Annotated in this window: 23 protein-coding genes; 11 read left to right on the top strand and 12 right to left on the bottom strand. The window is 73.6% G+C overall.

The genetic code is table 11. The features are described from left to right. Positions 1–14: 14 nt before the first annotated feature. Positions 15–1,529, top strand: coding sequence for a M28 family peptidase (locus tag EDD29_RS08035; RefSeq protein ID WP_123663778.1), 1,515 nt, complete (start codon positions 15–17; stop codon positions 1,527–1,529). A 16-nt stretch (positions 1,530–1,545) separates the two neighbouring features. Here the strand turns inward: EDD29_RS08035 and EDD29_RS08030 are convergent, their stop codons facing one another. Beyond that, positions 1,546–2,058 (bottom strand): methylated-DNA--[protein]-cysteine S-methyltransferase, encoded by a 513-nt coding sequence (locus EDD29_RS08030; protein ID WP_123663777.1) that lies wholly within the window; start codon positions 2,056–2,058, stop codon positions 1,546–1,548. A gap of 171 nt (positions 2,059–2,229) precedes the next feature. On the opposite strand from EDD29_RS08030, the gene EDD29_RS08025 reads away from it, so the two are divergent. From EDD29_RS08025 to EDD29_RS07980, 10 genes are all read left to right on the top strand, one after another. Beyond that, positions 2,230–2,937 (top strand): maleylpyruvate isomerase family mycothiol-dependent enzyme, encoded by a 708-nt coding sequence (locus EDD29_RS08025; RefSeq protein ID WP_170201319.1) that lies wholly within the window; start codon positions 2,230–2,232, stop codon positions 2,935–2,937. Beyond that, positions 2,934–3,590 carry an MBL fold metallo-hydrolase gene (locus tag EDD29_RS08020; RefSeq protein WP_123663775.1) on the top strand — a complete coding sequence of 219 codons (657 nt, stop codon included), beginning with the start codon at positions 2,934–2,936 and terminating at the stop codon, positions 3,588–3,590. The genes EDD29_RS08025 and EDD29_RS08020 overlap by 4 nt, the downstream gene beginning before the upstream one ends. Positions 3,591–3,707: 117 nt before the next feature. Next, positions 3,708–4,283 (top strand): AAA family ATPase, encoded by a 576-nt coding sequence (locus EDD29_RS08015; RefSeq protein WP_123663774.1) that lies wholly within the window; start codon positions 3,708–3,710, stop codon positions 4,281–4,283. 21 nt (positions 4,284–4,304) lie between these two features. Continuing rightward, positions 4,305–4,814, top strand: coding sequence for a GNAT family N-acetyltransferase (locus EDD29_RS08010; RefSeq protein WP_170201318.1), 510 nt, complete (start codon positions 4,305–4,307; stop codon positions 4,812–4,814). 221 nt (positions 4,815–5,035) lie between these two features. Next, entirely contained in the window at positions 5,036–5,629 is a 594-nt protein-coding gene (locus EDD29_RS08005; protein ID WP_123663772.1) for a hypothetical protein, read from the top strand. 323 nt (positions 5,630–5,952) lie between these two features. Next, positions 5,953–6,432 (top strand): hypothetical protein, encoded by a 480-nt coding sequence (locus EDD29_RS08000; RefSeq protein ID WP_148085899.1) that lies wholly within the window; start codon positions 5,953–5,955, stop codon positions 6,430–6,432. A 221-nt stretch (positions 6,433–6,653) separates the two neighbouring features. After that, positions 6,654–6,989, top strand: coding sequence for a PadR family transcriptional regulator (locus tag EDD29_RS07995; RefSeq protein WP_123663770.1), 336 nt, complete (start codon positions 6,654–6,656; stop codon positions 6,987–6,989). A gap of 40 nt (positions 6,990–7,029) precedes the next feature. Then, positions 7,030–7,893, top strand: a complete 864-nt coding sequence (locus EDD29_RS07990) for a hypothetical protein (RefSeq protein WP_123663769.1) — start codon at positions 7,030–7,032, stop codon at positions 7,891–7,893. Between the two features lie 167 nt (positions 7,894–8,060). Next, on the top strand, positions 8,061–8,399 hold the full coding sequence (locus EDD29_RS07985; protein ID WP_123663768.1) for an SPW repeat protein: 339 nt from the start codon (positions 8,061–8,063) through the stop codon (positions 8,397–8,399). 66 nt (positions 8,400–8,465) lie between these two features. Continuing rightward, positions 8,466–9,005 carry a TetR/AcrR family transcriptional regulator gene (locus EDD29_RS07980; RefSeq protein WP_246052593.1) on the top strand — a complete coding sequence of 180 codons (540 nt, stop codon included), beginning with the start codon at positions 8,466–8,468 and terminating at the stop codon, positions 9,003–9,005. Positions 9,006–9,024: 19 nt separating this feature from the next. On the opposite strand, the gene EDD29_RS07975 is transcribed toward EDD29_RS07980, so the two are convergent. The 11 genes from EDD29_RS07975 to recN form a co-directional block, all read right to left on the bottom strand. Next, a complete protein-coding gene (locus tag EDD29_RS07975; protein ID WP_123663766.1) occupies positions 9,025–9,480 on the bottom strand; it encodes a hypothetical protein in 456 nt (151 codons plus the stop codon). Between the two features lie 98 nt (positions 9,481–9,578). Then, complete coding sequence (locus EDD29_RS07970) at positions 9,579–10,946, bottom strand: vWA domain-containing protein (protein ID WP_123663765.1); 1,368 nt, start codon at positions 10,944–10,946, stop codon at positions 9,579–9,581. After that, entirely contained in the window at positions 10,943–11,800 is an 858-nt protein-coding gene (locus tag EDD29_RS07965; protein WP_123663764.1) for an AAA family ATPase, read from the bottom strand. Before EDD29_RS07965 ends, EDD29_RS07970 begins: the two co-directional genes overlap by 4 nt. After that, positions 11,797–12,318 (bottom strand): hypothetical protein, encoded by a 522-nt coding sequence (locus EDD29_RS07960; protein ID WP_246052591.1) that lies wholly within the window; start codon positions 12,316–12,318, stop codon positions 11,797–11,799. Before EDD29_RS07960 ends, EDD29_RS07965 begins: the two co-directional genes overlap by 4 nt. Before the next feature lie 112 nt (positions 12,319–12,430). Continuing rightward, the gene (locus EDD29_RS07955) at positions 12,431–14,611 is read right to left on the bottom strand and encodes an acyl-CoA dehydrogenase family protein (protein ID WP_123663762.1); all 2,181 of its coding nucleotides are present in this window, start codon (positions 14,609–14,611) and stop codon (positions 12,431–12,433) included. 118 nt (positions 14,612–14,729) lie between these two features. Beyond that, positions 14,730–15,860: a glycosyltransferase gene (locus EDD29_RS07950; RefSeq protein ID WP_246052589.1), complete on the bottom strand. Its 1,131-nt coding sequence runs from the start codon at positions 15,858–15,860 to the stop codon at positions 14,730–14,732. Positions 15,861–16,069: 209 nt separating this feature from the next. After that, positions 16,070–17,647 carry a murein biosynthesis integral membrane protein MurJ gene (murJ, locus tag EDD29_RS07945; RefSeq protein WP_123663758.1) on the bottom strand — a complete coding sequence of 526 codons (1,578 nt, stop codon included), beginning with the start codon at positions 17,645–17,647 and terminating at the stop codon, positions 16,070–16,072. Beyond that, positions 17,644–18,987, bottom strand: a complete 1,344-nt coding sequence (locus EDD29_RS48065; RefSeq protein ID WP_425454955.1) for a ribosomal eL19 family protein — start codon at positions 18,985–18,987, stop codon at positions 17,644–17,646. Before EDD29_RS48065 ends, murJ begins: the two co-directional genes overlap by 4 nt. Continuing rightward, entirely contained in the window at positions 18,984–19,955 is a 972-nt protein-coding gene (locus EDD29_RS07935; protein ID WP_123663756.1) for a copper transporter, read from the bottom strand. The genes EDD29_RS48065 and EDD29_RS07935 overlap by 4 nt, the downstream gene beginning before the upstream one ends. Beyond that, on the bottom strand, positions 19,952–21,193 hold the full coding sequence (gene steA, locus EDD29_RS07930) for a putative cytokinetic ring protein SteA (RefSeq protein ID WP_123663754.1): 1,242 nt from the start codon (positions 21,191–21,193) through the stop codon (positions 19,952–19,954). Before steA ends, EDD29_RS07935 begins: the two co-directional genes overlap by 4 nt. 53 nt (positions 21,194–21,246) lie before the next feature. Further along, positions 21,247–22,983 carry a DNA repair protein RecN gene (gene recN, locus EDD29_RS07925; protein ID WP_246052588.1) on the bottom strand — a complete coding sequence of 579 codons (1,737 nt, stop codon included), beginning with the start codon at positions 22,981–22,983 and terminating at the stop codon, positions 21,247–21,249. Positions 22,984–22,988 lie beyond the last annotated feature (5 nt).

Raw genomic sequence — 22,988 nt, 5'->3', positions numbered from 1 at the left:
GCGAGGAGTCTCAGATGCAGTTGCCCCGACGCCGCCGGGCGCTGGCCGCCGCCGCCGTCGCCGTGACTCTCTCCGCGGCGCCTTCCGCGGCGTGCGCGCAGCGCGGCGACCCGGTGCTCTCCGCCGCGGGGGCGGTCCGGGTGGACACGGTGCGGGCGCATCTGAAGGCGCTCGCCCGGATCGCCGACGCCCACGGCGGCACCCGCGCGGCGGGCACGCCCGGATACGCCGCCTCCCGCGACTACCTCATCGAGCAGCTCCGCGAGGCCGGGTACCGGCCGGTCGTGCAGGAGTTCGACGTCCCGTACTTCCGCGAGGACAAGCCCGCCGAGTTGATCCGGACCGGCCCCGCCGAGCTGACCTACACCCCGACCGGCACGGACGCCGCGGTCGCCGGGGATTTCACGACGATGACGTACTCGGGTTCCGGCGACGTGACCGCCCCGGTGCGGGCCGTCGACGCCGAGGCGCCCGCCGCAGGCAAGGCGAGCACCTCGGGCTGCGAGACCGCCGACTTCGCAGGGTTCGGCCGCGGCGAGATCGCGCTGCTGCGGCGCGGCACCTGCCCGTTCCACACCAAGGCGAAGCACGCCCAGGACGCGGGCGCGGCGGCCGTGGTGATCTTCAACGACGGCGGCGCGAAGCACACCGACGCCGTCTCCGGCACCCTCGGCGAGCCCGGGAAGGTCACCGTCCCGGTCCTCGGCGCGTCCGCGGCCGTCGGCGGGGACCTCGCGGCGCCGGGCACTACCGCCCGGATCGTCACCGCGACGACGAGCAGCCGGCGGACCACCTGGAACGTGCTGGCCGAGACCGACCAGGGCGCCGCCGACCGCGTCGTCATGGTGGGCGCGCACTTCGACAGCGTGCCCGAGGGTCCCGGCATCAACGACAACGGCTCGGGCGCGGCCGCGCTCCTCGAGGTGGCCAGGTACGCGCGGGAGCAGCCGGCCCGCAACCGGCTGCGGTTCGCCTGGTGGGGCGCGGAGGAGCTCGGCCTGCTCGGCTCCGCGCACTATGTGGACGCGCTGAGCGCCGCGGAGCGCGCGAAGATCCGGGTCTACCTCAACCACGACATGATCGCCTCGCCCAACCACGTCTACGGCATCTACGACGGCGACGACTCCGACCGCACGGGCGAGGGCCCGGGGCCGGAGGGCTCGGGCCGCATCGAGCAGGTCTACGCCGACTACTTCGACACCGCGGGCCTGCCGCACCAGGGCAGCGACTTCACCGGACGGTCCGACTACGGCCCGTTCATCGCCCGGGGCATCCCGTCGGGCGGCCTGTTCACCGGCGCCGAGGGCCGCAAGACCGAGGCCGAGGCCGCCAGGTTCGGCGGTACCGCGGGACAGCCCTACGACGCCTGCTACCACCGCGCCTGCGACACCCTGGACAACCTCAACACCACGGCTCTGGGCGTCAACCTGCGGGCGATGGCCCACACCGCCCTCGCCTTCGCCGCGGCCGCGGACCTGCCCGCGCGGGCGCCCAAGGTCGTCGAACGCTCCGCCGCGACGACGCCCTGACCGGCGGGCCCCGACGTCAGAAGAGGGGCGCCGGCAGGGAGCCTTCCAGGGAGAGGAGTGCCTCCTTGGTGGCGCGGCCGCCGCCGAAGCCGCCCAGGCCGCCGCCGCCGACGACGCGGTGGCAGGGGACGACGACGGGCAGCGGATTGGCGCCCATGGCGGCGCCGACGGCACGGGCCGCGTCGGGCGAGCCCGCGCGCTCGGCGAGGTCGCCGTAGGAGATCACCTGGCCGTACGGGACCGAGGCGTCCAGCTCGCGCAGGACGTGCCGGGAGAAGCCGGTGACGAGCCGCCAGTCCAGCGGCAGGCCGAACTCGGTGAGGTCCTCGGCGAAATAGGCGGAGAGCTGCGCGGACGCCTCCCGTGCGCCGCCGCGCGCCGGCGCGCGGCCGAGGCGTTCGGCGAGGACCGCGACCTCCCGCGCCGGGTCGTGCGCGTGGAAGCGCACGGCGACGAGTCCCGTCTCGGTCTCCGCGAGCAGAAGCGGACCGATCGGCGTCTGGAGCAGGGTCCACCCGAAAGACTGCACACCCCAAGGCTAGGCCGGGCCACTGACAGTCTCCGGCGGTCTTCGGACATCGACCTCGAAAAGGGCGGATCGTCTGGCCTGCGGATCGTCTGGCCTGCGGGTCTTCGCACGGCCACCGCTCCGGCCCCTCCTGGTGTCCGGGACGTCACCGCGGTGCGCGAGGATATGGGCATGCACGACTGGCGCGCCGTGCTCGGGGAGGTCGTCGCCTCCCAGGAGCGGCTGGAACGGACCCTGGCAGGACTCGACGAGCCCGCGCTGCGCGCGCCGTCACCGCTGGAGGGCTGGACGCGCGGCCATGTCGCGCGGCACGTGGCGCGCAACGCCGACTCCTACTCCCGGCTGCTGGAGTGGGCGGCCACCGGCGTCGTCACCCCGCAGTACCCGAGCGCCGAGGCCCGCGAGACGGAGATCGAGGCGGGCGCGCACCTGCCGCACGCGGTGCTCGTCGCCGACGTGCGGGAGTCCGCGGCGCGGCTGCACGCGCTGGCCCGCGCGCTGCCCGACGACCGCTGGGACGCCCCCGTGGCGGCTCTGGGGGGCTGGTCGCATCCGGCCTGGTACACGCTGTACCGGCGCTGGCGCGAGGTCGAGGTCCACCATGTCGACCTCGCCGCGGGCTACACCGTAGAAGACTGGCCGCGGTCCTATCTGCGCTGGGAGCTGACGGAGTCCCTGCCGATGCTGCGCGGCGCCGTGCCGTACTCCCGGATCACCGCCACGGACCCCGACCTCGCCGTGGAGCTGGGCGGGCCGGGTCCCGGGCTGCGCGCTCCGGCGTCAGAACTGCTGGGCTGGGTGACGGGCAGGAGTCCTTCGCCGCACGCCCCCGTACCACCCTGGCCGTATCCGGCCGCCACCGATGGGAGCAAGGCATGAGCTACACCGGAGACGTCGCCGTCGGCGGTCCCGCCGACATCCGGGAGCTGCTGCCCGGCCTGACCGTGGCGAAGCTCGCCGTCGGCCCGTACGACAACAACGCCTACCTGCTGCGGGACACCGCCTCTGGCGAGCAGCTGCTCATCGACGCCGCGGCGGAGGCCGACCGGCTGCTCGAGCTGATCGGCGACCGGCCGCTGAACCGGATCGTCACCACCCACCGCCACCAGGACCACTGGCAGGCGCTCGCGGAGGTCGCCCGCGCCACCAGCGCCGCGGTGACCGCGCACCCGCACGACGCCGAGCCGCTGCCCGTCCCGGTCACCGAGCCGGTCGAGCACGGCGACACGATCACGCTGGGCGAGCACGCCCTCGAGGTCATCCACCTGCGCGGCCACACTCCGGGCTCGATCGCCCTGCTGCTGCGAGCCCCCGCGCGGCCGCACCTGTTCACCGGAGACAGCCTGTTCCCCGGCGGCGTCGGGAACACCTGGGGCGACGCCAAGCTCTTCGACCGGCTCCTCACCGACGTCACCGAACGGGTGTTCGAGGTACTGCCGGACGAGACCTGGTTCTATCCGGGCCACGGCAAGGACTCCACGCTCGGCCGCGAGCGCCCGTCCGTCCCGCACTGGCGCGAACGCGGCTGGTGACGCGGCGCCCCTGATCTTCGCCATGTCTTCGGCGGGGAACGGCGTGGGGGCTCCGGGAGTTGGACCTGTGTGCGGCATGATGGGATTTCGTCACAGTCTGAACCGGGATCGAGGCGTATGCCAGAGGAACGGCGGGAGCTGGTGTTCCCGCGGGGATCGCTGGTCCTGGTGGCCGGGCTGCCCGGCGCGGGCAAGAGCACGCTGCTGCGCCGGATCTACGGGCTCACCGACGACGAGCGCACGCCGGTCGAGGCGGACGGCGCCCTCGTGATCGACTCGCGCCAGGCGCGGAACACGTGCGCGCCGTACCTCCGGCCGGTTCCGGCGCGGGCGCGCATCCCCTTCGTCTACGCGCTGCACGTGTGGCGGATCGGCCGGGCCGTCCTGGCCGGGCGGGCGGTGGTCGCGCACACCCGCGGCACCTGGCCGCTGCTGACCCGCGCCTTCGCCCGGCTCGCCGCCCGCGCCGGGCACGAGACCCATGTGATCCTCCTGGACGTCCCGCCGGAGATCGCCCTCGAAGGGCAGCACAAGCGGGGCAGGACCGTGACCCCGGTCACGTTCGCGCGGCAGGTGCGGCGCTGGCGCGAGGTGCTGGAGCGGGCCCGGCACGGGCGGCTCACCGTCGCCGCGTCGGCCATGGTGCTGGACCGGGCCGAGGCCGACCGGGTGGAGCGCATCAGGTTCCGCTGAGGGATTTGATTGACTGGGCAGGTGAACGAGCAGAACACCACGGCCCCCGTCGTCTCCCTTCGCGGTCTGCGTCCCGGCGACCTCGGCTGGGTCACCTGGCGGCACGCCGTGTACTACCACGCCGCCCTGGGCTGGGACACGACGTACGAGACCCTCATCGCAAGGATCACCGCGGCCTACGGCGAGCGGCACGACCCCGTACGGGAGCGCGCTTGGATCGCCGAGGTGGACGGGGAGCCCGTCGGCAGCGTCTTCTGCGTCAAGGCCGACCGGCCGGGCGAGGTCGCCCAACTGCGCCTGCTCCTGCTGGAGGAGAAGGCGCGCGGCCTCGGGATCGGGGGGCGGCTCGTCGACGCCTGCCTGGACTTCGCCCGCGCGGCCGGATACCGGGAGATGGTCCTGTGGACGGTCGCGGGCCTGGACGCGTCCCGCCACCTGTACGTCAAGGCGGGATTCCAGATCGAGTCGGAGGGTCCCGAGCGGCTGTTCGGCGATGACGTGATCGCCCAGTGGTGGCACCTCGACCTGTGAGCCGTCGGTCACCAGAAGTGCCGGTCCGATTTCAACGGACCGGCATTTTTGTTTTCCGGTGACAAGACCACGAAGATCCGTGCTCCCTGTCACACAAACAATTAACGGCGTGTTACCCGTGTCACAATCCGGCCAATATGCCGTTTGACACATCCATTGACCGGCCCCGCAGCGGCTCCTTTAATCCTCAGTGACATCACAACGAGAAAAGGAGATGTCAAATGGCAAGGATCCAGAAGGCCGTCGGCCTCATGGGAGCCGCGGCCCTCGCGGCCGCGGTGGTGTCCACCCCGGCGCACGCGGTCGGCACGGTCATCAACTGGGACACCGGCACGGCCTACTCGGGCACCGCCAAGGCCGCGCTCAGCGGCAGCCTCGTCATCTCCGGCGGCGGCACCACCACCTGCACCAGCTCCACCCTGGGCGGCACCGTGACGAGCGCCGGCGCGCTGACGATCAGCTCGGCGAGCGTGACGGGCTGTTCCGGCACCGCCTCGGCCATCACCCCGCTGGGTCTCAACTGGACCGGAGCGGTCAACTACACCGGGACGCCGACCGACGGCACCGTCACGCTGAACGGCTTCTCGATGCGGGCGACCGTCCTCGGCGTGAACTGCACCTACGGTGCGAACATCACCGCGCCGGCGAGCAACCCCGTCGGCGCCGGCCAGGCGAAGGTCACCCTCTCGGGGATCACCATCCCGAAGACCGCGGGCATCTTCCTGTGCCCGTCGAGCGCCACGATCACCACCGGCGTGTACGACCTGACCGGTCTGAGCGGCAGCACCGTGGTCCGCCTCGGCATGACGCCGTGATCCGGCGGGCATAAGGGCGACCGGGTCCGTCTCCGCCCATTCGAGCTGGGCGGAGGCGGGCCCTTTTTCATGCTTCCCGGCGAACCGCCATTCTGGAAGCCCGCCGACGGATGCCGGACAGAATCCTTTTTTCATATATCAGTGCGGAACCGTCATCCCGCACCGATCGCCCGGCCGGATCGGACCACCGAAGGGATCCCAGCAGTCACATGAGCCCTTCACCCCCCTTGAACATCATGGGAAACACCCGACCTGGGATTTCGTGAAAGTTATCACTTACCAGGGAAGGCGAATCCGGCAAGTACTCACTTATGCTGTCGCCGATGACGGTCTCGGCCGTCCTCGCGGGCACGACCACCTGCACGGCGGTCACACTCAGCGGCACGGTCACCTCCGCGGGCGCGCTCAGCATGACCGGGCCGTCGGTCGGCGGCCGTTCCGGCCTCGCCTCGTCGATCGCCCCGCAGGGCCTGCCGTGGGCCGGCGCCGTGACCTACGGCGGCGCCCCGCCCGCGACCGGCACCATCAGCCTGACCGGGTTCTCCATCAAGGCGACCGTGTTCGGGGTGAGCCGCACCCACGGCATCACCGGCACCCTGTCGGCGCCCGGCTACAACCCCGACAACACGAGCCGCCCGAACGCCGCGGCCCAGGCCCAGGTCGACCTGACCGGCAAGGTCCTGCCCAAGACCGCGGGCAGCTTCGTGTGCCCGGGCAACGCCACCGTCACCAGCGGTGTCTTCGCCCTGAACGGCGCGGCCTCCGGCGGCGCCATGACCCGGGTCCTCGGCGTCACCCCGTAACCGCTCCCACCGCCTCACCTGAGACGAGGGTCCTTCTCCGCCCATTCGAGCTGGGCGGAGCGGGGCCCTCCCCCGTCTCCGGGCGCTGGACGGGCCTCCGCTCATTCGAGCTGAGCGGAGGCCCGCGCGAACCAGCCTAGACGGTCCATGTTTCAGCGCCGAGCGCGCGTTCTCCCGAAAACCCCCCATACTTCGTTGCTCGATGTATAGAGTGCCGAAGTATGAGACCAGCGCCCCTGAGCGAGCCGACATACCACGTCCTGGCCGCCCTCCAGGACGGCCCCCTGCACGGCTACGCCATCATCAAACGCGCCGAGACCGACTCCGGCGGCCGGGTCCGCCTCGCCGTCGGCACCCTGTACGGCGCGCTCGACCGGCTCGCCGACCGCGGCCTGATCGCCCTCGACCGCGAGGAGACCGTCAGCGGCCGCCCCCGCCGCTATTTCCGGCTCACCGGCGAGGGCACGGCCGCCCTGCACGCCGAGGCCGCCCGCCTGGAGGCCGCCGCCCGCGTCGTCCTCCGCCGCGGTCCCGCGCCCTTCACCTCCCCCGCCTGACCTCCCGCGTTCCGCCCCCGAGCAAAGGACCCCCACTCCCGTGTCCCCGATCTACCGCCACCTCCTGCGCTGCTATCCCCGCGCCTACCGCGCCCAGCACGGCCCCGAACTCCTCGCCACCCTCGCCGAGACCGGCGGCCGCTTCTCCTCTCGCGAGGCCCTCGCCCTCACCACCGCGGGCCTCCGCACCAGGCTGTCCGGCAGGTCCGGCCTTTCCCCGTGGATCGACGGCCTCCACCTCGGCCTCCTGTTGTACCTGCTGCTCGACCGGATGGCCTCCGTACCGCGGCTGGTGTTCGTGCTGAACCACCCGGCCTCCTATCTGGCGGTCGCCGCATGGGCCGTCCTCGTCGTCGCGCTCCTGCGGGGCAAGGCCGTCGTCGCCCTGGCGTCCGGCGTCGCGACCTGCGCGGGCGAACTCCTGGTCACCCATCTGGCCGACGGGCCGCTCGACTCCCGGCTGCTCCCGGCGAGCGCCGGACGCTGGGCCGTCCTCTTCGTTCTCCTCGCGGTCCTCGCCGCAGCGCGCAAGCGAGGGATCCCCACTCGCGGATGGCCGTGGGCACTGCTGGTGCTGCCGCTTCTCCAGCTCGCAGTGGCGGTCCTGCCGGCCTTCGTCCCGAACGCCTCCGGCCTGGCTCGGCTCGGCTTCCTCATGCCCTCGGTCCTCGTCTTCGCCGCACTGCTCGGCGCGGGTCTCCTCACCCGGTCCGTCCGCTGGCCCCTCGCCGCGACCGTCCACCTCGCCCTCACCGCTACCGGGGTCCTCATCATCAGCCGAGGCGAGTCCTTCATCCTGATCGGCTCCTCCGAGGTGCCCTACCTCCCCCTGCTTCTGGGTTCCCTCGCCGTCGTGGTGGGCTTCGCCGTCGGCTACGGCCGGGCGCGCGACGGCCTGCGGTGAGCCCCGACGGGGCCTAGCAGGCCGGCGCGGTGATCGTCCAGCGGAGTAAGGCCGACCTCACCTCGGCGCCAGGGCTTCGTCGCCCCGAAGGCTGATTGACCGGACGGTCAATCGGAGGATTCTCAGGGGTGGACGAGGAAGTCCGGAATACCCCTGGAGGTTGTGGAATGTCGGTGAAGTTCTCCTACCAGGCCGCGGTGGCCCTCGTGGCCGGACTCGCGGCGGTGCTCGCGCCGGACCTGTGGTCCGACGGCGCGGGACGCGAACCCCTCATCGTGCTCGGCGCGCTGCTGGCGCTCACCGGGCTGTTCGGCCTGCTCGGCAGGGCGGGCCCCAGCGAGTGGACCGTGACGGCGTTCGCGGTACTGCTCTTCGTCGCGCCCTGGGCGTGGCAGTTCACAGGTGACGACGGTGCCGCCTGGACGGCATGGATCGCCGGAGCCGTCACGGTTATCGTCGGGCTGTACGCCACGTACGCGGCGCCGGCGCGGGCCGCCGCGAGCTGAACCGAGCGACACCACGTGGTCCCCGGCGCCCGCCGGGGACCACGTCCTTGCGACCTGGGGGCGGTCTTGAGCGACTCACGCACACGGATCCTCGACGCGGCCGAGGAGCTGTTCGCCGAGACCGGCTACGACGGCACCTCCACCGCGCGGATAGCGGAGGTCGCCGCGGTGCCCAAGGGCCTGGTCTTCCACTACTTCCCGCAGAAGATGGACGTGCTGGTCACCCTCGTCGACGAGCGGACCGCCATCGAGGACGCCTACGCCCCCGACTCCGAGGCCGCCGACCCGGCCGGGGCGCTGCGCCGCGTCGCCGCCCGCCTGCCGCTGCGCGCCTCGCCCCGGATGCGCCGCATCCTGTTCCGGGAGGCCGACACCCACCGCAGCGTCCGCGACCGGCTCGGGGGGCTCAACCGCGAACTCGTCAGCCTGGCCCGCCGCGCGCTGGAGGCCGCGCTGCCCGGCGCGCGGGGCGACACCGCCCGGCTGGAGATCGCCGCCGCGACCTTCGCCACGATCCTGCTCTACCACGAGAACCTCTACCACCTCACCGGCGACCGCATCGACCCCGACGCCGTCGCCGATCTCCTGTCCCGCGCCCTCTCCTGACCCGCGGGGGCGGCGCGGCTCAGACCGTCGCGACGACGCCCGCGCGCAACAGCGCGCGGAGCACCGCGCGGGCCGACCCCGGGTCGGCCGGGACGCAGGGCACGAGCGGCACCGCCTCGTCCAGGTCGAGGGCCGCGCGGAGAGCGTCGTGCGGGAAGCCGTCGGCGACCGCGACGGCGACGGCCACGCCGGCGTCCTCGCAGGCGTCGAGGACCGTCCGGGCGGGACCCGGCCACCGGGGGTCGGCCAGCACGACCGCGCCGAGCGCCCCGGCCAGGTCCGGCGCCGACGGCACCGCGTGCCGCGCCGCGCACAGGTCCAGGACGACCCCCTGGCCCTGCCGGACGCCCGCCCCGCCGACGGCCGCGACGAACGCGGCGCGGTCGGCCGCCCGGCCGCCGGCTACGACGATCCGGGCCGTGAGGACGCCGAGGGCGGCGGGCGCAAGGGGGACGAGCAGGGCGGATGCGGTCATGTGCGCGACGGTAGGCACACGGTGTTACACCGGTGTTGCCCTGCGGTGTGTCCGCCGTACGGGTAGTCTCACACCCCCGATTCGGCGTGGTGAGGACGTCAGGCGAGCAGTTCGACGAACTCCGCGAGCTGGGTGAGGTTGCGGCACTCGTGCATCTCGATCACGTCGCCGTAGGTGCTCGCCGCCGAGTCGCCGGTGTCCCAGTCGCGGGGCCGCTCGGGGTTCAGCCAGTAGGCGTGCCGGGCGGTCTCGGCCATCCGCCGCACGATCGGCAGCGCCAGCGGGCCGTAGTTCGAGCGGGCGTCCCCGAGGATGAGCAGGGACGTCCGCGACGTGACGGCGTCCCGGTACTTGTCGTCGAAGGTCTTGAAGGCGTGCCCGTAGTTGCTGCGCCCGGTCAGCCACACCAGGTCGGCCTCGCGCGTCATCCGCCGCATCGCCTCGACGACGTCGGAACCCGGCGCGAAGTACTTGGTGATCTCGTCGGTGGAGTCGATGAAGGCGAACGCGCGGACCTTGGTGAACTGCTCGCGCAGCGCGAAGGTGAGCAGCAGCGTGAAGTGCGCGAAGGACTGGCAGGAGTCGCTGGCGTCGCACAGGATGACGAGTTCGGGCTTGTGCGGCCGCTTCGGCTTGAAATGCGTGGTGAGCGGGACGCCGCCGGTGGCCAGCGAGGCCCTGACCGTCCTGCGGAAGTCCAGGCGGCCGCGGTCGCCGAGCCGGTTGCGCTGGGCGAGCCGGGACGCCAGCCGACGGGCCAGCGGGTGCACCTGGCGGCGCAGTTCGGCGAGGTCGGTGCGGGTCGCCCGGTTGAAGTCGAGCTGCTCCAGCGGCGGTTTGACGGTGGCGCGGCCGGTCCGCTCGACCCCGGTGTCCTCGGCGATGCGGCGCCGCACCTCGGTGCCGACGGCCTGCTCGAACGCGCCCATCCGGTTCCGGAACATCCGCCGCGCGGCGGCCTCCTCCACCCCGCCGCGCTCGCTGAGCACGGCCTGGAGCAGCGAGGCCATGAGGGTGTCCGCCGACATGGCGCGCAGCACCCCGGAGGAGAACCAGCTCTGCCCGTTGGGGCTGCGGCCGTACCTGGCGACGGCCATCCGGGCGAACGCGCGCATCGCCTCCTCGTCGCCGGACAGCAGCAGCTCGAACAGTTCGCCGCGCATCGCCTGGACCTCGGGGTCGAGCGCGGGCGGCTTGCCGGAGCGGTGCGCGGGGTCGCGGTCGGCGTTGCCCTCGCCCGCGCCGAGCGCGGCGGGGAACCACAGGTCGAAGAGCAGGTCGAACTGCGGCCGGTGGGTGGGCCGCTTGACGAGCGTCGCGGCGTAGGCCGTGCGCAGCCCTTCGCGGTCGATGAGGTCGAGGTGCCCTAGCGCGCGGACGGCGTCGAGCCCTTCGGCGACGGAGACCGGCAGTCCGGCCTCGCGCAGCGCGTGCACGAAACCGGAGTGCCGGTCGAGGAGGCTCATCCCAGGTTCAGTTCGGTGACGGCCCGCCGCTGGTCGGCGACGTGCTTGAGGACGACCCCGAGCGTGTCCTTGACGGCCTGGGCGTCGAGCGTGTCCAGGCCGAGGGCCAGGAGGGTGCGCGCCCAGTCGATGGTCTCGGCGATCGACGGGGCCTTCTTGACCTCCAGGCCGCGCAGCGCCCCGATCGTCTTGACGATCTGCTCCGCGAGCCCCTCCTCGATCCCGGGCACCCGCGACAGCACGATGTCGCGTTCGCGCTCCATCGGCGGGTACTCCAGGTGGAGGTAGAGGCAGCGCCGCTTGAGCGCCTCCGACAGCTCGCGGGCCGCGTTGGAGGTGAGGACGACGAACGGGCGCCGCTTCGCGGTGATCGTGCCGAGCTCCGGGATCGTCACCTGGAAGTCCGACAGGACCTCCAGCAGCAGGCCCTCGACCTCGACGTCGGCCTTGTCGGTCTCGTCGATGAGCAGGACCGTCGGGTCCTCCCGCCGGATCGCGGCCAGCAGGGGGCGCTCCAGCAGGAACTCGTCGGTGAAGATGTCGTCGTGGGTGTCGTCCCACGCCCGGTCCCCGGCGGCCTGGATGCGCAGGAGCTGCTTCTTGTAGTTCCACTCGTACAGCGCGCGGGCCTCGTCCAGTCCTTCGTAGCACTGGAGCCGGATCAGCTCGGCGCCGGTGGCCGCGGCGACCGCCTTGGCCAGCTCGGTCTTGCCGACCCCGGCGGGGCCCTCGATGAGCAGGGGCTTGCCGAGCGCGTCCGCGAGGAACACGGTGGTGGCGATCTCGGGTCCGGGCAGGTAGCCGACGCCCGCGAGGGCCTCGGCCACCTGGGCCGGCGAGTCGAACAGGGTCATTGTTCCTCGGGCTTGTCGGTCTTGTCGGTCTTCGGCTTGGCGACCTTGGTGTAGTCCTGGTCGGTGGCGGCGAAGGTGAAGGCCTTGCCGCCGTCCTTCAGCACCACCTGCCAGTAGGTGGCGCCGGGGTCGGTGCCCTCCCACGACAGGCGGAAGGTGTTCTTGCCCGCGGGGATGACCGTGCCCGTCCACAGGGTCTTGTCCTGGGCGATGAGCATGCCGTCGCCCTTGGCGGTGAAGACGAAGTACTCCTTGACCGGGCCGTCGCCCTGCCAGGTGCCGACGAGCGCCTTGACCTGGTTCGGCTGGGGCTTCGGCGCGGGCTTGCCGGTCTCGGAAGGCTCGATCAGCGGAACCCCGGACTTCTCCGACGGCACCGGCACCCCGGAGTCCGACGGCGCGGCGGCCGCGCCGGCCGAGGTCTCCGGCTGCGTGCCCTCCTCCTCGCTCCCTCCGCCACCGCAGGCGGAGACGGACAGGGTGAGCAGCGCGGCGAGGGTGAGGGCGAGGGGTTTCACGGAGTCCTCCGGGGTCAGCGCGTGGGGGGCGATCGGGGGCAGGAAGCCGACGCAGTGTACCGGGCGGTAGGGGCGACGGACTTACCGTTCACCCCTACTGCCCGGAATTGCGCTACTTGCCCGGCTCGGGATCGCGCGGGAGGCCCAGCAGCCGCTCGCCGATGATGTTGAGCTGCACCTCGGTGGTGCCGCCGTAGATCGTCATCGCCCGGCTGAACAGCATCGCGCGCGCCACGATGCCGGTGGCCGCCATCGGCTCCTCCAGCGCCGCCAGCTCGCCCTGGCTCGCGAAGCAGTAGTCCGCGACGTCCTGGTTGAACTGCACGCCCAGCAGCTTGCGGACCGACGCCTCGGCGCCCGGGTTCACCCCGGACAGCTGCTTGAGGGTGGTGCGCAGGCCCAGGAGGTCGATCGACTGGCCCTGCGCGATCAGGCGGCCGACCTCGGCCTTCGCGATCGTGCCGAGCTCCTTGCCCTTGAACCAGCCGAGCAGCTCCGGCACGCCCATGCCCATGCCGCCGCCGGTCGACAGCGACACGCGCTCGTTCGACAGGGTGTTGCGGGCGACCTGCCAGCCCTTGTCGACTTCGCCGACGACGCAGTCGTCCGGCACGAAGACCTCGTCGAGGAAGACCTCGTTGAACAGGGCCTCACCGGTCATCTCGCGCAGCGGCCGGACGTCCACGCCCGGGGACTTCATGTTCACCAGGAAGTAGGTGATGCCCGCGTGCTTGGGCGCCTCGGGGTTGGTGCGGGCGATGCAGAAGCCCCACTCGGCGATGTGCGCGACCGAGGTCCAGATCTTCTGGCCGGTCAGCTTGAAGCCGCCCTCGACCTTCTCGGCCTTCATCGACAGCGCGGCGAGGTCGGAGCCGGCGCCGGGCTCGGAGAAGAGCTGGCACCAGATGATCTGGCCGCGCAGCGTCGGGCGCAGGAAGCGCTCCTTCTGCTCCTCGGTGCCGTAGGCGACCAGGGACGGCACCAGCCACGCGCCGATCACCAGGTTCGGCGCCTTGACCTTGGCGGCCCGCAGCTCCTGCTGGATGAGGATCTGCTCGATCGGGTCGGCGCCCCTGCCCCACGGCTGGGGGAAGTGCGGGACGGTCCAGCCCTCGTCGCCCATCTTGGTGTTGAGCTCGGCCTTGTCGGTGATCGCGGCGAGCTCGGCGACCTCGGCACGGATCCGCTCGCGGACCGGCGCGGTGTCGTCGTCCAGCTCCAGCTCCACCTCGCGGCGGCCGCCGGCCAGGGCGAGGTCGGCGACCTCGGCGGCGGCGTCGGACGCGGAGGCCGACAGGGCCTTGAGGGTGAGGGCGCGGCGCAGGTAGATGTGCGCGTCGTGCTCCCAGGTGAAGCCGATGCCGCCGAGGATCTGCACCGCGTCACGGGCGATCTGGGCGATCGCGGCGGGCGCGATGACCGCGGCGACGGAGGCGGCGAAGTGCGCGTCGGCCGCACCGTCGCCGACGGCGCGGGCGGCGTCCCAGACGGCGGCGCGCGACTGCTCCAGGCTGATCAGCATCCGGGCGGCCTTGTGCTTGACGCCCTGGAACTGGCCGATCGGGCGGCCGAACTGCTCGCGGACCTTGGCGTACTCCGAGGCGGTGGTGACCGCCCACTGGCCGACGCCCGCGGCCTCGGCGCCGAACAGCACCGCGGCGAGGTCCGACACGGCCTGGCCGGTGACGCCGTCGAGCACCCGCTCGGCGCTCACCCGGACGCCGGCCGCCTCGACCCTGCCCGAGCGGCGGACGCGGTCCAGCGACGGACGGGCGGTGACCGTCAGCTCGGCCGCCTCGACGACGACCCACTCGCCGCCCGCGTCCAGCACGATCAGGTCGGCGAGGCCGGCGCCGAGGACCGTCTCCGCGACGCCGTCGACGACGACCGTGTCGCCGTCACGGGTGCCGGTGAAGCCGCCGCCGAGGACCACGGCCGCGGTGACCGAGCCGTCGGCCAGGCCCGGCAGCAGCGCGTGCGCCTTGGCGTTGGACGACGCGGCGATGACGGAGCTGGCCAGCACCGTCGGCACGAAGGGGCCGGGAGCAGCGGCGCGGCCCAGCTCCTCGGTGACCACGGCGAGTTCCAGCAGGCCGAAGCCCTGGCCGCCGTGCTCCTCCGCCAGGTGCAGGCCGAGCAGGCCCTGCTCGGCGAGGTGCCGCCAGAACGCCGGACGGGTCTCCTCGTCGGCGTCCAGCGCGGCGCGGAGGACGGCCTGCGTCACATGGCGCTCGGCCAGCCCTCGTACGGACTCCGCCAGGTCCTCGTGCTCCTCGGTCAGCCCGATGGCCATTGCACACCTCTCGATTGGAAGTCAGGCCGCGTCTCCGCCCAGGGGTGCGAAGACCGGTATTCGAGTTTCATTCTAGAACGCGATTCGTCTCCCGTCGGCAAGTGACTCTACTCACTACTCAACCCGGGAGGAACCCCCGGTAGCGGGCGGCCAGCTGGTCGACCGCGTCGTCGTCCGTCGGCAGGGCGGTCGCGCGCTGCGCGGCGGCCGCGCCGAGCCGCACCGCGCGGCCCGGATCGGACAGGATCCCCTGCAACGCGGCGGCCAGCGCGGCCGCGTCACCCGCCGGGACCAGCACCGCGGCGTCTCCGACGAGGCGCGGCACCCCGCCCGTCGCGGTGGCGACGAGCGGCCGGCCCGCCCGCAGCGCCTCTTGGACGAACAGGGGCTGCCCCTCCCACATGCTCGGCACCGCCACGATGTCGCACGCGGCGAGGAGCTCGGCCACGTCGTTCCGGCGGCCGAGGAGGCGCACCGGCAGGTCGGCCGTGGCGATCCGCTCGCGCAGCTCGCCGTCGAGGGGGCCGTCCCCGGCGATGAGGAACAGCGGCGCCGCGGGCCCCATCCGGGAGACCGCTTCGAGCAGCACCGGCAGGCCCTTCTGCGGTGCGAGCCGCGCCACGGTGAGCACCACCTGCGCGTCGCCCGCGCCCAGCTCCTCGCGCAGCCGCTCGCGCGCCCCCGGCGCGGCCGCGCCGAGCGGGGGGGCGGGGACGATCGCGTGCCCGACGTCGCGCGCGCCCAGCGCCCGCATCCGCTCCTCCAGGTCCGGCGAGACGCCGAGCACGCCCGTCGCGCCGCGCGCCACGATCCGCTCCAGCACCGCGTACGCCGCCCCGGCCATCCCCCCGGACGGCGCCTCGTTGTGCAGCGTCACCAGCACCGGCGGCCCGGCCTCCACCCGCAGCCCGGTCCCGCCGGACGCGAGCCTGCCGCGCGCCATGACCGCCATGGCCCCCGCCCGGACCCCGTGCGCGTGCACGATGTCGGCCCCGCGCAGCAGCCCCCGCAGCTTCCGCACCGCCGCCAGGTCCCCCGCGGGCCGCGGCCGGTCGGCGATGTCCACCTCGGCGAACCGCACCCCGGCCCCGCTGAACCCGTACGTCCGCTCGGTCTCCCCCGGCCCGCACACCGCGACCCGGGCCCCTCTCTCGGCGAGCCCCTCGGCCACCGCCTTCACATGCCGTCCCAGCCCCCCGGACGCGAGGCCCAGAACCAGCGCCACCCGCATCCCCTGAACATCATCCATGCCCCCACCTTGCCGCATCCCACCCCCACGACACGCCACCCTCCCCCGATTAACGCGCCCCGCCCCCACCCGGTCGTTGTTCCGGGCGCGTGGGCCCGGAACACGACCGGGTGGGACCGGGGGCGCGTGCTCTGGCGCGGCGGTCGAGCGGCGGGCGGACGCGCTGAGGGCGCGGGGCCCCGGCCGGGGGCCGGGAGGGGCCGCGGGCGTCAGCGGCGGGCGAGCGCCTTGAGGTCGCGGCGGGAGGCGACTCCGGCGATGGCGGCGAAGACGGCGACGGCCAGGAGGCCCGAGGCCGCGCCGGAGGCGACGCTCTGGCCCAGTCCGCCCGTGCCGAGCGCCCGGGCCAGCGCGTATCCGGCGGTGCCCGCCGCGCAGGCCGCGACCACGCCCACGGCGAGGGTCCGGCCCAGCCCGGCCAGCGCCGCCCGGCCCCGGACCCGGACCAGCGCGGCGGCCAGGAGCACGCCCGCGACGGTCATGCCGAGGGTGTTGCCGAGGGCGAACCCGGCGGCGACCCAGTCGTCCGGGAGGGCGAACGCCAGGATCACGTCGGCGACCAGCACGACGCCCCAGCCCGCCACCGTCGCCCAGGCCGACGCGCGGCCCTTGCCGCACGCGTAGAGCGCGCGGCCGAGATGCGCGACGAGCCCGTAACCCAGCAGCCCGGGGGCGAAGCAGACGAGCGCGCGCGCGAGCACCACCGCGCCCTCGGGATTGTCGAGGTTGAAGACCACCCCGACGGGCCGCGCGATCGCCGCGATGCCCGCCGCGCCCAGGCAGGACGCGAACACGACCGCCCGGGTCGTCGAGGCCGCCGTCCGGTCGAACTCCGCGGCGTCGTCCGCGCGCGCCGACAGCGCCTGGAACGCGCTCGTCGCGATCGGGACGGCGAGGATCGCCCACGGCAGCAGGTACACCGCCCAGGCGAAGTTGTACTGGCTGAGCGTTTTCGCCGACCCCTGGTTGGCGAGCACGAGGATCGCCAGCATCGCCACCTGCTGGGCGACGACCGTCGCCAGGCCCGCGAGCGCCAGTCCGCGCACTCGCGCGCCCACCCCCTCGGGAAAGCGCAGCGCGGGCCGCCACCCCAGCCGCAGCCGCAGCGCGGCCAGCCCGGCGACGACCACGAGCGCGGACACCCCGAGGGTCGTGCCCACGGACAGCACGAGCTCGGCGGTCCGCGGCACCGACGTGAGATCGTCGGGGTCGTTCCCGGCCATCGCGGGCACGTAGGCCAGGTAGGCGCCGATCACCACGAGGCTCGACACCAGCGGGGCGATCGCCGGTCCGGTGAACCGCCGGTGCGCCTGGAGCACCCCGTAGAGCACCACGGCGAGCCCGTAGCAGACGATCTGCGGCGCGAACACGACGAGCATCCGCGTGCCCAGCGCCCGGAACGCCTCGGCGTCGCACTCGACCTGCCCGAGACTGAGCAGGTCCATGATCGGCCCGGCCGCCAGCGCGACGACCAGGGCCAGCGGCACCAGCGCGAGCAGCACCCAGGTGAGCAGCGCCGAGGCCGTCCGCCGGACGGTGTCGGCGTCGCCGCGCTCGACGGGTGCCGCGAGGACCGGTACGACCATGCTGGCCAGCGCGCCGCCCGCGACGATCTCGAACATGATGTTCGGGATCTGGTTGGCGGCGAAGTACACGTCGCTCAGGCAGGAGGCCCCGACGGTCTGGGAGAACACGAAGGTCCGCCCGAACCCCGCGATCCGGGCCAGCACCGTGAGGACCGCGATGAGGGCGGCGGCCCCGGCGATCCCGCCAAGCCCCCGCCTCACGAACCCGACTGCTCCCGCGGCCCCGCCACGCCGTCGCCGGGCTCGCCCGCCTCAGCGACGGACTCCTCCTCCGGCTCCCCGGACGCCGTCTCGCCCCGCCCCGGCCTCGTGCCCACCCCGGCGGAAACGGTCTCCGCGTCGGGAGAGACCGTCTCCAGCCCAGCGGAAACGGTCTCCGCATCCGGGGAAACCGTTTCCGCTTCAGCGGAGGACGTGTCCGCGGGCGCGGCACCCGGCCCGGTCTCGGGAGACGGGGCCGCCCGGTCGGCGGACACCGTTGCGGCTCCCGGGGAGACCGGCTCCGCCCCGGCGGAAACGGCTTCCGCGTCGGGGGAGACCGTTTCCACGTCGCGGGCGGTCTTCGCCGCCTCGTCGGGGACCGTTTCCCTGGGCGCGGCGCCCGGCCCGGCCGGGGTCTCTCCGGTTCCGGACCGGGGGGAGACCGTGGCCGTGGCGGGGGAAACGGTCTCGGGTTCCGCGGGCTCGGGGGCGGGCGGGGGCTCGACCGGGCGGCGGCCGAGCATGTCGAGGCGGTCGAGCAGCGGGTTCTCGCGGATGACCTTGGTGAAGCTGACGTACTCACTGGCGCCGTTGAGGGCGACGAGGCCGCCCAGGACGGCGACGCGGGCGGGGAGGCCCAGCCGGGTCGCGGCGAGGCCGAGGAGGGCGCCGAAGGAGTTGGCGCCGGCGTCGCCGAGCATCGCGCGTTCGCCGAGGTCTTCGGGCAGGAGGGCGAAGGCGGCGCCCAGGGGGGCGGCGACGACGGCCGAGCCCGCGCCGAGCGCGAGCGGGGCGCCGGTCAGCACGCCGACCTTGATCGCGCGGCCGGGCCGCAGGTCGAACAGGTTCATCAGGTTCGCGGCCGAGGCGACGATCGCGCCGTTCAGCAGCGTGTCCAGCGTGCGCCGCAGCGGCGTGGCGGCGGGCGATCCGGCGAGCGCCGCGGCGGCGAGGCCGCTCGCGCCGATCCCGAGGATCTTCACCGCGCCGGTGGTGACCTCGCCGCGCGCCAGGGCGGTCAGATGGCCCTTGAACCCGCGGGACGACGCCGAGCCCGCCAGGTCGTCGTAGGCGCCGAACGCGCCGGAACCCGCGCCCGCCACCAGCGCGGCGGCGCGCAGCCTGCCGGGCGTGCCGGGCAGCACCAGCGCGGCGGCGGCGCTGCCGAGCGCGAACGCCGGGCCCTCCAGCAGGGTCACCGCCTCGCCCCGGTGGTTCGTGCGCCCCCACACCTCCGCGCCCTCGCGCCCGCCCGCGCCGGGCGGCCTGCGCGTCAGCGCGACATAGGCGGTGCGGGCGGCGGCCGCGCCGAGCACGGCGCCCATCAGAAGTCGTTTCACGGCCTGGCTCCGGTGTCGGCGGGAACGGGCGGGAGGGGGTCGGGCAGGAAGCCGCTGACCCCTGAGCCCGTACCGTACTCGCCGGACTCCCCGTTCATCTCGACGTTCAGCGCGAGCACGCCGACGATCTGCCCGGTGGCGGTGTCCGCGGTGTCCACCGACGACACGCGCTCGCCGATCTCGGCGGAGCGCAGCGCCGACAGCAGCCCGCCCGACTCGGCCGAGGCGGTGTTGCCCGCGACGACCGTGCCCTGTCCCGCCCCGTCCAGCGAGCCGGCCAGCGCGACGAGCGCGTTGTTGTCGGTCTCCGCGCCGTCGCCGGCGTACGGGGTGCCCGGCGCGACCAGCAGCGCCAGCGTGGCGCGGGCCGCGGGGTTCCCGCTGGTGGTGAGCAGCCCGGCCTGCTTGAACGCCTCCAGCACCGCGCCCGAGGCGACGTCCTCGTGCCCTGCCTTCTCGGTGTCCTTGGTGACCAGGACGTGCGCGAGCAGCGCCGCCGCCTTGGCGTAGGCGTTGGCGTCCTCGGGGTAGGTCAGGCCGGTCGGCTTGAGCTGCTCGGCGAGCTGGTCGACCACCTCGGCCTCGCCGTCGGCGAGGTAGGCGTCGGTCAGCGACACCCAGCCCGACACCGTGCCGCCCGCGGACTTCACCGCGGCGTCCAGGCCGGTGCGGGTCTGCTCGCTGGCGCCCGGCGCGAGCACGAACACCACCGAGGAGTCCTTCAGCCGGTCGGCGAGCACGGTCGGCCCGGTGACCTGGGCGTACTGCTCCTGGCCCGCGAGCTGCTCGTCCTGCGCGGTGACCTGCGCGCGCAGCTCGTCGTTGTTCTTCTGGATGTACTGCAGGCTCTTGTCCGCGACGGTCTGGGAGACCTCCTGGACCGCGCTGGTCGAGCCGAGCAGCAGTCCTGTCGCCAGTGCCAGGAACACGGCGACGATCGAGACGAGGTGGTAGCGGAAATCGATCACGTGAAGAGTCCGGTCAGCCAGAAGAGGAAGGAGTGCCACCGCTCGACCAGGCTCGACAGCACCAGCGGGCCCACGGGGGTGACGGCGAGCGCGGCGACCATGGTGACGAGCGCGGCGGCCACCAGGACGAGCAGCGCGGAGGAGGAGATCCGGCTGCGGTAGAGCAGGCTCACGCCTTTGGCGTCGACCAGCTTGCTGCCCACCCGGAGCCGGGTGAGGAACGTGCTGGACATGCCGGCGCGGCCCTTGTCGAAGAACTCGACCATGTTCATGTGGGTGCCGACCGCGACGATGAGCTGGGCGCCCTTGTCGTCGGCGAGCAGCATCGCGCAGTCCTCGCTGGTCGCGGCCGCGGGGAAGGTGACGGCGTCGGTGACGCCGAGGTCCTCGACCCTCTGGAGGCCCGGCGCCCGGCCGTCCCGGTAGGCGTGCACGACGATCTCGGCGCCGCTGGTCAGCGCCTCGTCCGACACCGAGTCCATGTCCCCGACGATCATGTCGGGCTTGTATCCGGCCTTGAGCAGGGCGTCCGCGCCGCCGTCGACGCCGATGAGGACGGGCTTGTACTCGCGGATGTAGGGCCGCAGCGTGGCGATGTCCTCGCGGTAGTGGTACCCGCGGACGACGATCAGCGCGTGCCTGCCCTCGAAGGAGGTTGTGACGTCCGGGACGCCGACCCCGTCGATGAGGAGGTCCTGCTCCTTCTTGACGTACTCCATCGTGTTGGCGACGAAGGACTCGAGCTGGACCGACAGGTTGCCCTTGGCCTCCTCGACGGCCTCGGTGACGGTCTCGGCGGTGTGCCGGATGCCCTTGGTGAGCAGCTCCCCGTCCAGGAGGACCCGGCCGCCGTCGATCTGGAGGGTCTCGCCCTCGTGGACCTTCTCGAAGATGTCGGGGCCCACGTCGTCGACCAGCGCGATCCCGGCCTCGACCAGGATCTCCGGGCCGAGGTTGGGGTAGCGGCCGGAGATGCTCGGCGCGACGTTCACCACGGCGGCCGCGCCCGCGGACACCAGCGACTCGGCGGCGACGCGGTCGAGGTCGACGTGGTCGATCACCGCGATCTCACCGGGCTGGAGCCGCTTGGCGAGGTCCTTGGTGCGCTTGTCGACCCGCGCGGTGCCGACGATCCCGTCGGCCTCGGGCGCGCCGCGGCGGCGGCGCAGCCTCAGCAGGCGCGCGGGCACCGGCCAACGGCGCGTGCGCGTATCCGATCCGTCCCCCGGTCCGCTCATTGCCTTCTCATCCTGCCAGAGCCCGCGACCGCCCGAGTCGGGCGCGCGGGTGCTCAGGCGTGTCCGTCCTTGTCCCGTGCGGCTATCGCCAGCAGCTCTTCGGCGTGGGCGCGTCCCAGCTCGCTGTCGGCCATGCCCGCCAGCATCCGGGACAATTCCCGGATTCTGGACTCGGTGTCCAAGGCTGTCACACCGCTGCTGATGACCGTGCCGTCATCGGACTTTTCGACCAGCAGATGCTGGTCGGCGAACGCCGCGACCTGCGGCAGGTGCGTGACCACGATCACCTGCGACGTGCGGGCGAGCCGGGCCAGCCGGCGCCCGATCTCCACCGCGGCCTTGCCGCCCACCCCCGCGTCGACCTCGTCGAACACGAAGGTCGGGACGGGGTCGGAGCCCGCGAAGACGACCTCGATCGCCAGCATCACCCGGGACAGCTCGCCGCCCGAGGCGCCCCGGTTCAGCGGCAGCGCGGGCGCGCCGGGGTGCGAGGCGAGGCGCAGCTCGACCTCGTCCTGCCCGTGCGAGGCGAAGGCGGTGGCCCGGCTGAGCGCGGCCACCACGCACGCGTGCGGCATCGCCAGCGCGGTCAGCTCGGCGGTCACCGCGGCGCCGAACCTGTCGGCGGCCTCGGTGCGGACGTCGGTGACGGCGTCGGCCAGCTCCTGGAGGCGCACGCCGAGCTCGGCCTCCTCCGCCGCCAGCTCCGCGATCCGCTCGTCGTCGCCGTCCAGCTCGGTGAGGCGCGCGGCGGCCTCGGCCGACCAGGCGATCGCCTCGTCCACGCTGCCGCCGTACTTGCGGGCGATCATCGACAGGTCGGCGCGGCGCTCCTGCACCGCCGCGAGCCGGGCCGGATCGGCCTCGACGGACTCGGCATAGGCCGCGAGTTCGCCTCCGATGTCGGACACCAGGTACCCGGCCTCGGCCAGCCGGTCCGCCAAGGCGCCCAGCGCGGGGTCGTGGTCGCGGGCGGCGTCCAGCGCCGAGCGCGCGGTGCCGAGCAGGCTCGCCACGTCGGCGAGCGCGTCCATCCGGGACATGTCTCCCAGCAGGGCGTCGTGGGCGGTGCTGGAGGCGTGCCGGAGCGCGTCGGCGTTGGCCAGCCGCTCGTCTTCGGCGGCCAGCTCCAGGTCCTCACCGGCCTGCGGGGCGACCTTCTCGATCTCCTCGAGGCCGAACCTGAGGCGGTCGGCCTCGTCCGCGCGCTGGCGGGCCTGGGTCGTCAGCTCCTCGAGCAGGGCGCTGACCTTGCGATGGCGCTGGTAGGCCTCGGAGTAGACGCGCAGCGGGCCGACCAGGGCCTCCCCCGCGTACCTGTCGAGCGCCGCGCGCTGGCGGCCCGGCTGGAGCAGCCGCTGCTGGTCGGACTGGCCGTGCACGGCCACGAGGTCGTCGGCCAGGGTGAGCAGCGTGCTCACCGGCACCGACCGCCCGCCCAGATGGGCGCGGGAGCGGCCCTCGGCCGACACCGACCGGCTGACGATCAGGGTGTCCTCGTCGAGTTCGCCGCCGGCCTCCTCGACCCGGGTGACGGCCCGGCCCTTGGGGTCGAGGGTGATCCGCCCCTCGACCGTGGCCCGTTCCGCGCCGGGCCGGACCCGCTGCGGGTCGGCCCTGCCGCCGAACAGCAGGTTCAGGCTCGTGACGACCATGGTCTTGCCCGCGCCGGTCTCACCGGTGACGACGTTGAAGCCCTCGGACAGCTCGAGCACGGCCTCGTCGATGACTCCGAGGCCGGAGATCCGGACCTCTTCGACCCTCGGCCGCAATTCCGGGCTTGGTCTCAATTCCG

Origin of the sequence: Actinocorallia herbida (assembly GCF_003751225.1) — a bacterium.
GTDB lineage: Bacteria > Actinomycetota > Actinomycetes > Streptosporangiales > Streptosporangiaceae > Actinocorallia > Actinocorallia herbida.
Note: the sequence above shows the minus strand (reverse complement) of the source record. Positions and strands in the feature narration are given on the sequence as shown.

What these genes read in the sequence shown, in the direction of transcription:
- EDD29_RS08035 (WP_123663778.1), top strand. Translation starts at nt 15, where the DNA reads ATGCAGTTGCCCCGACGCCGCCGGGCGCTGGCCGCCGCCGCCGTCGCC.
- EDD29_RS08025 (WP_170201319.1), top strand. Translation starts at nt 2,230, where the DNA reads ATGCACGACTGGCGCGCCGTGCTCGGGGAGGTCGTCGCCTCCCAGGAG.
- EDD29_RS08020 (WP_123663775.1), top strand. Translation starts at nt 2,934, where the DNA reads ATGAGCTACACCGGAGACGTCGCCGTCGGCGGTCCCGCCGACATCCGG.
- EDD29_RS08015 (WP_123663774.1), top strand. Translation starts at nt 3,708, where the DNA reads ATGCCAGAGGAACGGCGGGAGCTGGTGTTCCCGCGGGGATCGCTGGTC.
- EDD29_RS08005 (WP_123663772.1), top strand. Translation starts at nt 5,036, where the DNA reads ATGGCAAGGATCCAGAAGGCCGTCGGCCTCATGGGAGCCGCGGCCCTC.
- EDD29_RS08000 (WP_148085899.1), top strand. Translation starts at nt 5,953, where the DNA reads ATGACGGTCTCGGCCGTCCTCGCGGGCACGACCACCTGCACGGCGGTC.
- EDD29_RS07995 (WP_123663770.1), top strand. Translation starts at nt 6,654, where the DNA reads ATGAGACCAGCGCCCCTGAGCGAGCCGACATACCACGTCCTGGCCGCC.
- EDD29_RS07985 (WP_123663768.1), top strand. Translation starts at nt 8,061, where the DNA reads ATGTCGGTGAAGTTCTCCTACCAGGCCGCGGTGGCCCTCGTGGCCGGA.
- EDD29_RS07975 (WP_123663766.1), bottom strand. Translation starts at nt 9,480, where the DNA reads ATGACCGCATCCGCCCTGCTCGTCCCCCTTGCGCCCGCCGCCCTCGGC.
- EDD29_RS07970 (WP_123663765.1), bottom strand. Translation starts at nt 10,946, where the DNA reads ATGAGCCTCCTCGACCGGCACTCCGGTTTCGTGCACGCGCTGCGCGAG.
- EDD29_RS07965 (WP_123663764.1), bottom strand. Translation starts at nt 11,800, where the DNA reads ATGACCCTGTTCGACTCGCCGGCCCAGGTGGCCGAGGCCCTCGCGGGC.
- EDD29_RS07955 (WP_123663762.1), bottom strand. Translation starts at nt 14,611, where the DNA reads ATGGCCATCGGGCTGACCGAGGAGCACGAGGACCTGGCGGAGTCCGTA.
- EDD29_RS07950 (WP_246052589.1), bottom strand. Translation starts at nt 15,860, where the DNA reads ATGGATGATGTTCAGGGGATGCGGGTGGCGCTGGTTCTGGGCCTCGCG.
- steA (WP_123663754.1), bottom strand. Translation starts at nt 21,193, where the DNA reads ATGAGCGGACCGGGGGACGGATCGGATACGCGCACGCGCCGTTGGCCG.